Genomic DNA, 11,846 nt, shown 5'->3' on the forward strand with positions numbered 1-11,846 from the left:
TAGATAGAGATGGAAGGTTTTTAGACGAATGGCAAAAGAACGATTGGATATCCTGCTCGTCGAGAAGGGCCTCGCAGGCAGCCGCGAACGCGCGAAGCGCATGATCATGGCTGGTGAGGTCCTCGTCGACGGCCAGAAAATCGATAAGGCGGGTACGACCGTCAAGAAAGAAGCGGAAATCCGCCTGCTCGGCCACGATATTCCCTATGTCAGCCGCGGCGGACTCAAACTCGAGAAGGCCATGAAGGAATTCGGTGTCCGACTGCAGGACAAGGCAGCCGCGGACATCGGCGCTTCGACAGGGGGCTTCACGGACTGCATGCTGCAGAACGGAGCGAAAAAAGTCTTTGCAATCGATGTCGGCTATGGCCAGCTCGCGTGGAAACTGCGCACGGATGAACGCGTCGTCAACATGGAACGCACGAACATCCGCACGGTCACGCCGGAGATGATCGGTGAGCCGCTCGACTTTGCTTCCATCGATGTGGCCTTTATCTCACTGACGAAGGTTCTGCCCGTCGCATATACCTTATTGAAGGAAACGGGCGAGATTGTCGCCCTCATCAAGCCGCAGTTCGAGGCCGGCCGCGAAAATGTCGGCAAGAAAGGCGTCGTGCGCGACCCTGCCGTCCATGAAGACGTCATCCGCAAAGTCACGGCTTTTGCGCGTGAGACGGGCTTTTTGCCGCTCGCGCTGACGTATTCGCCAGTCAAAGGGCCTGAGGGCAATATTGAGTACCTGATTTACCTCACGAAGGACAAGAGTGCCGGTGAAGACACGGTGACGGACGAACGCGTCCAAGAAGTCGTGGCGGCCGCTCATGCAGAGCTGGATAAATAAAGATGAAGGGGAAGTCATGCAGAAGGGAAGGATTCGATGCTGACAATTGCTGTATTTCCGAATACCCATAAGCCGGAAGCGCCTGAGGTGCTTCAACGGATCCTGGACTTTTATGCAGATAAGGATGCGCGCGTCATCATGCCGCTTGAGGAAGCCCGCTTTTTCAGGCGTGCAGGGTACGGTGTGCCGGACATCGAGCATGCACAGGCGGATATCGCCCTGAGCATCGGCGGCGACGGTACGCTGCTTGGCGTCTGCCGCCGCTACAGCCACCATGCTGTGCCGGTCTGCGGCATCAATATCGGCACGCTGGGCTTCATGGCGGATATCGAACTCGATGAGCTCGAGACGAAACTGCAGAAAATCCTCGATGGGGATTATCTCATCGAACATCGGCTGCTGTTGGCGGGCTACGCCATTACGGCAGGCAAGGAGCGTTTCCTCGGGCATGCCATCAACGATATCGTCGTGAAGGGCGGTGTCGCGCGCATGCTGCACCTCGGCCTCAGCATCAATAAGAGCCATCTCCTGGAATGCAAGGCCGACGGCATCATCATTTCCACGCCGACGGGTTCTACGGCTTATTCGCTTTCGGCGGGCGGCCCCATCATGAACCCGAATATACGCGCCCTTCTCGTGACGCCAATCTGTGCGCATACCTTCAACATCCGCCCTTTGGTCATTCAGGAGGATGAAACCGTCCACATCAAGATTGCGCCGGTCCAGCAGGATATCATCGCGACGCTCGATGGGCAGGAGGTCTTCCGCCTGCTGCCGGGCGATGAAGTCGTGGTGCGGAAATCCAAGGCCCAGGCGGAAATCGTGAAGTTTGAAGACAAGGATTATTACCAGATCCTGCGCACAAAACTATGGCGCAAAGACAGCTGAGACCTGAAGGGCTGCTTTCTGTTTCATGACTGCCATAAGCATAGCGTGGGAAAATAAAAAGCAAGAAATAAGTAAGAAAGAAGGTTCGTTTGGATGAAAGAAAGACGACTTGAGCTGATCCGTGAAATCATTCGCCATGAAATCATAGAGACGCAGGACGAACTGGCAGCGGAGCTGCGCAAAAAACGCATCGCCGTCACGCAGGCTACGGTCTCGCGCGATATCAAAGAGCTCATGCTCATCAAGGTCCCGACAGGCGACGGCCGCTACCGCTACGCGCTGCCCGCTCAGGAAAACTATGCTTTTACGAAAGAGCGTATGCGGCGTGTCTTTAATGATACGATTCTCGACTGCGATTACAGTGAAAACATCATCGTCGTCAAGACGCTGCCGGGCGGCGCGAGTACTGTGGCCTCGGCACTTGACTACTGCAAATGGCCGGAAATCATCGGCACGGTGGCCGGTGATGACAGCATTCTGGTCGTGGTCAAGCCAAAGGAAGTCGCACCTGTCATCAAGAAACGCATCTTCGACATGCTGGACCAGAACTAAGCGGCCGGAAGGGAAGTATTTTTCATGTTGAAAACGCTGACGGTTTGGAATTTTGCCCTGCTGAAGCATGTGCAGGTCGAGTTCGAAGCCGGTCTCAATATCCTGACTGGCGAGACGGGTGCAGGCAAGTCCATCCTCATTGATTCTCTAGGTGCCGTGCTCGGACAGCGTATGTCCTCGGACATGGTGCGCTCCGGCTGCGAATGGCTGCGCGTGGAAGCCGTCTTTTCACTCGAAGATGAATCGCTGGGCCTGCATGAAGTTTTGACGCAGCAGGCCATAGACGACTCAGATGGCGAGCTCATCATCACACGGCAGATCACGAAGGCCGGCCGCAGCACGGCGCTGGTCAACGGCTGCCATGTGACGCTCGCGGTCCTGCGCCAGATTGGCGCGTTCCTCGTCGACATTCACGGGCAGAACGAGAATCTTGCCCTGCTGCGCGAAGAAAATCAGTTCCATCTGCTCGACGGCTACGACCCCGATGTTGCAGAGGCCTTAGCCGCGTACGAATGTGTCTACCGCGAATGGCGGGAGCATAAGAAGAAATACGAAGAAAAGCAGCAGGCCTCGCGCGAATACGCACAGCGCCTCGATATGCTGCACTGGCAGGACAAGGAAATCTCAGAAGCGAATCTTCAAAAGGGAGAGGATGAACAGCTTGAAGCCGACATCCGCAAACTTTCCCATGCGGAAAAGATTGTCGGTTTCGTCGAAGAGTCGTATAATCTTCTCGAGGGGGGCGGCAGCAGCGGTCTCGGCGTACTGCCTTCGCTCTCGCAGGTCAAAAAAGACCTCGAGGATATCAGCCGCTTTGACGATTCGCTGACAAATGCACAGAAAATGGTCGAAGAGGCCTACATTTCGCTGCAGGAGGCCTCGTATGAGCTGCGCGACTACGGCGAGAATGTCGAATTCAGTCCCGAACGCCTCAACGCCCTGCAGAGCCGCATGGATGTCATCTACCGCCTCTGCAAAAAATACGGCGCGACGCTCGACGACGTTCTTGCGCATCAGCAGAAAGTCGAGCAGGAGCTCCTTGATATCGAAAATTACGATGATGATATTGAGAAGCTCAAAAAAGAGATTGCCGAGCTTGAGGAAAAGCTCGGCAGGAAAGCGGCGGAGCTCACACGGCTGCGCACGGCTGCTGCCAAGGACCTTTCGGCGGCCATCGAGGAGCAGCTTCTCGCCCTTGGCATGCCAAAGGCGCAGTTTGATATCCGCGTGACGCCGGCGGAGGGGTATGGCAGCAGCGGCGCGGACGCAGTCGCGATGTTTTTCTCGGCCAACCCCGGCGAGGCAGAAAAGCCCCTGCAGAAAGTTGCTTCGGGCGGCGAGCTGTCGCGCATCGCGCTGGCCATCAAGACGGTGGCCTCGTCGAGGGATTCTTCTGTGCCGAGCATGGTCTTTGATGAAATCGACACGGGCATCGGCGGCCGCACGGCCCAGATGGTCGCGGAGCGCATCGCCCTTGTTGCGCAGTACAAGCAGGTGCTCTGCATCACGCATCTGCCGCAGATTGCCTGCATGGCTGATGCCCATCTTTACATCTCGAAACGCACGGAAGAGGGCAGTACGGCCACGCAGATTCGGCCGCTTTCCGAGCGCGAGCGCATCAGCGAGATTGCGCGCATGGCTTCGGGCGCCGATATGACGACGGCATCTCTCGACAACGCGCGCGAGATGGTCTCGCATGCCAAGCTCAAGAAGGAAATGTTCCAGCAGTCGGCCCTGCACCGCGAGGCGCAGGCTTGAATCACTTAAATAATGTAAACAACGTAAAGATAAAAGCAGGAGGTATTTTGCCATGTACGAGGATTTGATTGAAAAGAAAATCGGCAGTGAGGATATTTTTGACGGCGTGCTGCTCCATGTCAAGCGCGACACGGTCAAGCTGCCAAACGGCAATGAGGCCACGCGCGAGTGGATCAAGCATCCGGGTGCCTCGTCTGTCATTCCGCTGCTGCCGGACGGCCGCGTCATCCTCGTGCGCCAGTACCGCTATCCGATTGACGAAGTGACACTCGAGGTGCCGGCCGGCAAACTCGACGCCCCCGATGAAGACCCGCTCGTCTGCGCCGAACGCGAGCTCTCGGAAGAGACGGGCTACACGGCAGACAAGATTACGAAGCTCACGACGATTGCGACGACGGTCGGTTTCTCGAATGAAAAGATTCACCTCTACATGGCAGAAGGCCTGACGGCCGGCAAGCAGCACACGGATGACGATGAATTCATCAATGTCGTCAAGGTGCCTCTTGAAGAAGCTGTGGCCATGGCCACGGACGGCCGTATTGTCGATGCGAAGTCCATCGTCTCCATCCTGATGCTCGACCGCCTGCAGAAGGCTGCCAAATAAAATAGACTGCCGCATTTTGCGGATATTTCGGAGGAATTTATGTTTGATTTCAATCTGCTGGACCTCATCGCCGGCATACCGGGCCTGATTATCGCCATGGTCATTCACGAATACGCGCATGCGCGCGTGGCCGTGTCCCTCGGCGACAGGACGCCAGCCCTCATGGGCCGCCTGACCCTGAATCCGGCAGCCCATATTGACCCCGTGGGCCTCGTCATGCTGTTTCTCGTGCGTTTTGGCTGGGCGAAGCCCGTCATCATCGACCCGCGCAATTTCAAGCATCCGCGGCGCGATGATATCCTCGTCTCGCTCGCGGGCCCCATGGCCAATCTCATCACGGCGTTTCTTTCGCTCGTCGTCCTGCTCGTCTTTCAGCGCCTGATGAACGGCCATCTGAGTGTCGGCATGTATCAGGTGTTTCAGCTCATCATCATTTACAACATCAACTTTGCCATTTTTAACCTGATTCCGCTGCCGCCGCTCGATGGCTCGCATGTGCTCATCCAGCTGCTGCCGGGGCGTCTGGCTTATGCCTATGCGCGCCTTGAGCGCTACAGCTTTCTCATCCTCATCGCGCTGATTGTCACGCCGGTGCTGAGTCTCATCTTCATCCCGCTGCAGCGCTTTATCTGGAAAATCTTCATCCTGATCCTGATGCCGTTTTTCTGAGGCTGAGGCAGGAACATGAGTGAGAAGAAGGATTACACGATACACCTCAAGGCCTTTGACGGGCCGATGGAGCTGCTGCTCCATCTGATTGAGAAGAATAAGATTGATATCTACGATATCCCGATGGCCGAGCTCACGCGCCAGTATCTCGATTATCTTGATGCCATGCGCGAGCTCGACATGGAGGTGACGAGCTCGTTTCTCGTCATGGCCGCGACGCTTTTGCAGATCAAGTCGCGGATGATGCTGCCGAAGAAGCCGAAAAATGAAGAGGGCGAAGAGGAAGACCCGCGTCAGGAGCTCGTCGAGAGGCTCCTCGAGTACAGGCGCTTCAAAGAAGTCAGCACTGTGCTCGGCTCGATGGCCGATATGCAGGAGCATTTTGTCAGCCGCGCACCGCTGCCGCTGCCCGTCCATCATCTGCCGCCCGGCAATCTTGACCTGAAGGTGCTCGTCGCCGCGTTCCGCGAGGTCATGGACAGCAGGGAAAAGACACCGGCTGCACCTGCGGCCGTCGTTGAGCCCGAGCCCTATCATATTGAAGATAAGATGGAAGAAATCCTGCAGAAACTGCGTGCAGGGAAGGGAAAGCTCCGCTTTGACGAGGTCTTTTGCAGCGGGACGCGCAGCGAGCTCATCGTCACGTTCCTCGCATTGCTCGAACTCATCAAGCAGCGGTCCGTCGCCGCAAAACAGCAGCAGCTCTTCGACGATATCGTCATTATCATGCGGTGATACAGCATAAAATTATACAATATGCCATAAACTTCATCCGAGGCCGTATATGCCATATGGGAATGGATATCTCATCAGTTGGAATTTCAGGGAGGGAACGCGGATTTGCGGATTTATGGATAAAAACGACAAGCGTGCGGCAGATGCAATTTCTTCGGCAGGTCCGGCCGGACAGGTGAGTCCTGCCGGGACGCTCGAGGCTCTTTTGTTTGCTGCGGGCAATCCGCTGCCGCTTCCGGATATTGCCAATATCATGGAGTGCCGTGAGGAAGAGGCGGAGGCCCTTGTGCGCGAACTGCAGGTAAGACTCAGCGAATACGGCAGCGGCCTGACGGTCCAAAAGGTCGCGGGCGGCTACCAGCTCGTCACGCGGCCTGAGACATTTGCGCGGGTCGCGCGGCTCAGTCAGGTCACGGACCGCCATATCTCGGCGCCGACGATGGAGACGCTCTCCATCATTGCGTTCAAGCAGCCCATCACAAAGCCGGAAATCGAGCAGCTGCGCGGTGTGCGCATCGAACGGGCCCTCGCAAAGCTCCTGGAGCTCGACCTCATCTGCGAGCTCGGGCGCAAGCAGGTCATCGGCCGTCCAATTCTGTACGGCACGACGGATACATTCTTACGCTGTTTCGGCCTCAATTCGCTTGCGGATCTGCCGAAGCTTCCCGAGCGCGACCTTTCGGTCCTGTCGCCTGAGGAACAGCAGCTTGTCAGCGGGAAGCAGCCGGAGGCGGACTCTGCCAGCGATGCGAAGGGCGGCGAAACCGGCGAAACGGAACAATAAGGAAATACAAAGCGGCACGCGGTTTTCCCGTGCTGTTTTTTCAAATTTTGGAGGAAGAAAAAATTGGTTGAACTTTTAGCACCGGCCGGCAGCCGCGAAGCCCTCGTTGCTGCCGTGGAAAATGGCGCCAATGCCATTTATCTGGCAGGCGATGCCTTTGGCGCACGTGCCTACGCGAATAATTTTGACCGCGAGGGGCTGCGCGACGCCATTCACTTTGCCCATCTGCGCGGCGTACACATCCATGTGACGGTCAATACGATTGTCGCGGACGAGGAACTTGCGCCGCTGAAGGAGTATCTGCGTTTCCTCTATGAGGCAGGGGCCGATGCCATTCTCGTGCAGGACCTCGGCGTCGCGAAAATCGCGCATGAAATTGTACCGGACCTGCCGATGCATGCGAGCACGCAGATGACGGTCCACAGCCTTGAAGGCGTCAGGGCCCTTGCGGAGCTCGGCTTTGCGCGCGTCGTTTTGTCGCGCGAACTCTCCCTCGAGGAAATCCGCTTTATCTGTGCCCATACGGATGTTGAGATTGAGACCTTCATGCACGGCGCGCTCTGTGTCTGCTACTCGGGCCAATGCCTTATGAGCAGCATGATTGGCGGACGCAGCGGCAACCGCGGCCGCTGTGCCCAGCCCTGCCGCCTGCCGTATACGCTCGTCAATGAAAAGGGCGAAGATGTGCTCGGGGACAAGGCCGGCAAATATCTGCTTTCGCCGCGCGACCTCAGCACGATTGACGTGATTCCGGACCTCATTGAAGCCGGCGTCGCCTCGCTTAAAATCGAAGGCCGCATGAAGCGTCCGGAGTACGTCGCGACGGTCGTGCGCACATACCGCGAAGCCATCGACACGTATTATAAGGGCAAGGGCTATGAAGTCACGCAGCAGGAGCGCGACGACCTCGCGCAGATTTTCAACCGCGACTTCACGACGGCGTATCTTAAGGGGCGTCCGGGCAAGACGATGATGAGCGACCGCCGCCCGAACAACCGCGGCTTACTCATTGGCCGCGTCACGGCGTATGACTGGGATAAGCGCATCGTCACGGTAAAACTCAGCGGCCATCTGGCCCTCGGCGACCAAGTGGACTTCTGGGTCAAAGTCGGCGGCCGCGTCACGGCGACGATTGCCGAAATGACGGACAGAAAGGGACGTCCTGTGGAAGCAGGTGACGCGGGCGATGTTGTTTCCTTTGCGATTCCCTCGGCCGTGCGCGACCATGACCGCGTCTTCAAGGTCTACGACGCATCGCTGATGGAACGCGCGAAGGAAACGTACGCTTCAGGCGCGCCGGTGCGCCGCATACCCGTGACGATATCTGTGAGAGCAGCTATCGGCGAGCCCCTGACGGTCACGGTGCGCGACGAGGCCGGTCATACGGGCAGCGGTCAAACGGATTTCATCGGTGAAACGGCCCGCAAGCGCCCGCTTTCTGAGGACGTTGTCCGCAAACAGGTCAGCCGCCTCGGCACGAGCGTCTATGATATGAAGGAACTTCACTGCGACATTCAGGGCGAAGTCATGGTGCCGATGAGCGAAATCAACGAGGCGCGCCGCAGGGCCGTCGAAATGCTCGATGAAAAACGCCTTGCTGAAATCGAACAGCGCGAAAAAATGCCGGAGCCGCAGTTCCATGACCGCATCGCGCGCAAAGCACCGCGTGCCGCAAAATTTATGGTGGCCGTTGACACGCTGAATAAGGCTAAAGCAGCTCTGGAGGCAGGGGCCGACGGCATTCTGTTTGGCGGCGAATCGTATGACCACCGCGTCATTCCGGCTGCAGAATACCAGAAGGCCTGGCAGATGGCCAAAGGGGCCGGTGCGCGCATCGATTTCAACACGCCGCGCATCGTGCGCGACTGCCATCAAAAGGCCCTCGAAAAGCTGCTGACGGCTTTTAAGGATTTTCCGCCCGCTGCCGTCCATGTGCACAACATCGGCACACTGGCGCTCGTGCGCCGGCTGACGGATTTTGCCATCCATGCGGATTATTCGCTGATTTCCTACAACGAACAGACCCTGCGCTTCCTCAAAGATTACGGCGTGACGGGTGCGACGCTCTCGCCGGAGCTCAACGCCAAGGAAATCCGCCGCCTCGCGAAGGAGTCGCCCTTGCCGCTTTCGTGCATCGTGCACGGACGCCTTGAGCTCATGGTCTCGGAATACTGCGTGACGGGAAGCTTCCTCGGCGGCGTTGACAAGGGCCCGTGCAGCCAGCCGTGCACGCGCGGCCATTTTGCCCTGAAGGACCGCAAGGACGCGCTGTTCCCACTCGCGATGGACCAGTTCTGCCATATGCACGTCCTGAACAGCAAGGTCCTCTCGATGATGCCGCACGCGATGAAATTCCGCGCGGCCGGCATTGAGACGATGCAGATTGAGGCCAAGGCCTTGACGGAGGGCGAAATCCGTCATATCCTCAAAGCATACAAGAAAGTCCTGACTTTCCCCGCGGAATCCGACGAAGCACAGCTCGCCTGGATTCACGAGCAGGAAGGCACGGACATCACGCGCGGTCATTTCTTCCGCGGCGTGCTTTAACTCTTCATATATAAATCATAAAAATTCCAGAGGTAAAAAATGGAACAAGAAACCTATAAAATCATGGAATACGGCAAAATCCGGGAGATGCTCGCCGCGCGCGCAGGCTCCCTGCTCGGCAAAGAACGCGCAGAGAAGCTCGAGCCGAGCAGCGATTTTGACGAAGTTTCGGAATGGATGACGGAGACGGCCGAAGCGGTTGCGGTCATCCAGGTGACAACGCCGCCGCTCGGCGGCATCTTCGACATCCGTCCGTTTCTCAAAAAAGTCAAGATGGGGGCCGTGCTCGACCTCGATGAAATCATGAATATCATGAGCACGCTCTACGCCATGCGCAGTGTCAAACGCTTCTTCCGCGACCTCGAACTCGAGGTGCCGACACTCAAGGAATGGGCGAGGGGCATTGAGATCCTCGGACAGCTCGAACGCCTGCTCGACAATACCGTCGATGAACATGGCGCCATCCGCGAGGACGCGAGTGTCGAACTCCGGCGCATCCGCCGCGAGCTCCACACCTCGCAGGCCCATATCAAGGAACGCATCGCGAGCATTCTGCATAACAGCGAATACCAGAAGTATTTTCAGGATGCCATTGTCACGGTCCGCGATGAACGCTACGTCATCCCGGTGAAGCAGGAATACCGCTCGCGCTTCCCCGGCATCGTGCACGACCAGTCGGCCACGGGTTCGACGCTTTTCATCGAGCCGATGGCCGTCGTCGAGCTCAATAACGATGTCAAGCAGCTGACTCTTGCCGAACAGCAGGAAATCCAGCGCATCTTGCGGCATCTTTCGGCCGAAATCAACAAGAACGGCGCGATTCTGCAGGATAACTGCGAGATCCTCGCCGACATCGACTTTGCCTTTGCCAAGGCCAAGCTTGCCGAGGACATGGATGCCTGCCGCCCCGAGCTCAATCAGGACGGCCGCACGGAGCTCCGTCAGGCGCGCCACCCGCTCATTGCGAAGGATAAAGTCGTGCCGATTGACATCCGCATCGGCGAAAATTACCGCATGCTCTTAATCACGGGCCCGAACACGGGCGGCAAGACCGTCAGCATGAAGACATTCGGCCTTATGGTGCTTATGGCCCAGTCGGGCTGCTACCTGCCGACGGCGCCGGATTCCGTCATCTCGGTTTATCAGAACATCTATGCGGACATCGGCGACGAACAGAGCATCGAGCAGAGCCTGTCGACGTTTTCGGCACATATGACGCACATCGTCAGCATCCTCAAAAAAGTCGAGTCCGACGACCTGCTGCTCCTCGATGAGCTCGGGGCCGGCACGGACCCGGAGGAAGGCGCGGCCCTTGCCATGGCCATCCTCGAAAAGCTGCTTCAGGTCGGCGCGACGACCGTGGCGACGACGCATTACTCAGAGCTCAAGACCTTTGCCTACACGCGCGACGGCATCGAGAACGCCTGTGTGGAATTCGATGTCAAGACGCTGCGCCCGACGTACCGCCTGCTCATCGGCATGCCGGGTGCGAGCAACGCCTTCGCCATCAGCCGCAGGCTCGGGCTCTCCGAATCCCTGATTCTGCGCGCCCAGCAGCTCGTCAAGGCCGACCATGCGCAGTTTGAGCACGTCATCAACGAACTCGAGAACGAGAAGATGATGTACGAACAGCGCAACGCCGACATCAAGGAGCGTCAGCAGCGCGTCACGGAGCTCGAGCTCAAGGTCGAGAAGACGAAGGAAGAACTCGCCAAGCGCAAGGGCGACCTCATCCGCAAAGCCAGAGAGCAGAGCGCGGCCATGGTCCGCCGCACGCGCCGCGAGTCCGAAGCCATCATCAAGGAACTCAAGGAACAGTTCGACGACCAGGGCATCAAGAAACGTCAGCAGGCCATTCAGGACGCGAGAGCTAAATTAAACGAGGCTTTTGAGAAAGCGCGTCCGGGCATCATGGCGCAGAAGGGTGTCGGCAAGGCCGTGAACCTCAAGCACATCGCGCCGGGCGATATCGTCTACGTCAAGAAGCTCGACCAGAAGGGCACGGTCCTCGAGGTACAGGGCAAGGAACTCACGGTGCAGATCGGCGGTCTGCATACCAAGGTCAAGGCTTCTGCCTGCCGTTTCCTCGAACATGCGCCGAAAGAAAAATCTTCCGCCTCTGCCGTCCGCACGCCGTCATCTTCCGCGCGCCGCCAGTCCAATGCCTTTATGCAGAAGACCCAGACCATTGGCCGCGAAATCGATATCCGCGGCATGATGGTCGATGAGGCCGAAGTCGTCGTCGGCAAATTCCTCGACGATGCCGTCATGGCGGGTCTCTCGCAGGTCCTCATCATCCACGGCAAGGGAACAGGGGCTCTTAGAAAGGGCATTCAGCAGTACCTCAAGCATCATCCGAGTGTCGTACATTATCAATTCGCCGATATCACCGAAGGCGGCACCGGTGCAACCGTTGTGGACCTGAAATAAGGCCAGAATTCACTCAGGGTATAGTCATTTTCACGCAG

The 11,846-nt window shown here is 57.6% G+C and carries 10 protein-coding genes; all 10 read left to right on the forward strand.

Annotated elements, in window-relative coordinates:
• Positions 1-28 precede the first annotated feature (28 nt).
• Complete coding sequence (locus tag ACI4OH_RS00985) at positions 29-841, forward strand: TlyA family RNA methyltransferase (RefSeq protein WP_432646611.1); 813 nt, start codon at positions 29-31, stop codon at positions 839-841.
• Between the two features lie 36 nt (positions 842-877).
• Positions 878-1,729 (forward strand): NAD(+)/NADH kinase, encoded by an 852-nt coding sequence (locus ACI4OH_RS00990; RefSeq protein WP_432646612.1) that lies wholly within the window; start codon positions 878-880, stop codon positions 1,727-1,729.
• Positions 1,730-1,822: 93 nt separating this feature from the next.
• Positions 1,823-2,281 carry an arginine repressor gene (gene argR, locus ACI4OH_RS00995; RefSeq protein WP_432646613.1) on the forward strand — a complete coding sequence of 153 codons (459 nt, stop codon included), beginning with the start codon at positions 1,823-1,825 and terminating at the stop codon, positions 2,279-2,281.
• Between the two features lie 24 nt (positions 2,282-2,305).
• A complete protein-coding gene (gene recN / locus ACI4OH_RS01000; protein ID WP_439783958.1) occupies positions 2,306-4,039 on the forward strand; it encodes a DNA repair protein RecN in 1,734 nt (577 codons plus the stop codon).
• A 52-nt stretch (positions 4,040-4,091) separates the two neighbouring features.
• Positions 4,092-4,643, forward strand: coding sequence for an NUDIX domain-containing protein (locus tag ACI4OH_RS01005; protein ID WP_439783959.1), 552 nt, complete (start codon positions 4,092-4,094; stop codon positions 4,641-4,643).
• A 39-nt stretch (positions 4,644-4,682) separates the two neighbouring features.
• Positions 4,683-5,312: a site-2 protease family protein gene (locus ACI4OH_RS01010; RefSeq protein WP_435721176.1), complete on the forward strand. Its 630-nt coding sequence runs from the start codon at positions 4,683-4,685 to the stop codon at positions 5,310-5,312.
• 15 nt (positions 5,313-5,327) lie between these two features.
• On the forward strand, positions 5,328-6,047 hold the full coding sequence (locus ACI4OH_RS01015) for a segregation and condensation protein A (protein WP_432646617.1): 720 nt from the start codon (positions 5,328-5,330) through the stop codon (positions 6,045-6,047).
• 115 nt (positions 6,048-6,162) lie between these two features.
• Positions 6,163-6,831, forward strand: a complete 669-nt coding sequence (scpB, locus tag ACI4OH_RS01020) for an SMC-Scp complex subunit ScpB (protein ID WP_432646618.1) — start codon at positions 6,163-6,165, stop codon at positions 6,829-6,831.
• Between the two features lie 63 nt (positions 6,832-6,894).
• Positions 6,895-9,378, forward strand: coding sequence for a U32 family peptidase (locus ACI4OH_RS01025; RefSeq protein WP_439783960.1), 2,484 nt, complete (start codon positions 6,895-6,897; stop codon positions 9,376-9,378).
• Between the two features lie 39 nt (positions 9,379-9,417).
• On the forward strand, positions 9,418-11,808 hold the full coding sequence (locus ACI4OH_RS01030) for an endonuclease MutS2 (RefSeq protein WP_432646620.1): 2,391 nt from the start codon (positions 9,418-9,420) through the stop codon (positions 11,806-11,808).
• Positions 11,809-11,846 lie beyond the last annotated feature (38 nt).

This window comes from Mitsuokella apri (assembly GCF_051886055.1).
Classification (GTDB): domain Bacteria; phylum Bacillota; class Negativicutes; order Selenomonadales; family Selenomonadaceae; genus Mitsuokella.

Bases quoted from the DNA above. Each gene is read 5' to 3' on its own strand.
- ACI4OH_RS01030 (WP_432646620.1), top strand. From the start codon at position 9,418: ATGGAACAAGAAACCTATAAAATCATGGAATACGGCAAAATCCGGGAG.
- argR (WP_432646613.1), top strand. From the start codon at position 1,823: ATGAAAGAAAGACGACTTGAGCTGATCCGTGAAATCATTCGCCATGAA.
- ACI4OH_RS01005 (WP_439783959.1), top strand. From the start codon at position 4,092: ATGTACGAGGATTTGATTGAAAAGAAAATCGGCAGTGAGGATATTTTT.
- scpB (WP_432646618.1), top strand. From the start codon at position 6,163: ATGGATAAAAACGACAAGCGTGCGGCAGATGCAATTTCTTCGGCAGGT.
- ACI4OH_RS01015 (WP_432646617.1), top strand. From the start codon at position 5,328: ATGAGTGAGAAGAAGGATTACACGATACACCTCAAGGCCTTTGACGGG.
- ACI4OH_RS00990 (WP_432646612.1), top strand. From the start codon at position 878: ATGCTGACAATTGCTGTATTTCCGAATACCCATAAGCCGGAAGCGCCT.
- recN (WP_439783958.1), top strand. From the start codon at position 2,306: ATGTTGAAAACGCTGACGGTTTGGAATTTTGCCCTGCTGAAGCATGTG.
- ACI4OH_RS01010 (WP_435721176.1), top strand. From the start codon at position 4,683: ATGTTTGATTTCAATCTGCTGGACCTCATCGCCGGCATACCGGGCCTG.
- ACI4OH_RS00985 (WP_432646611.1), top strand. From the start codon at position 29: ATGGCAAAAGAACGATTGGATATCCTGCTCGTCGAGAAGGGCCTCGCA.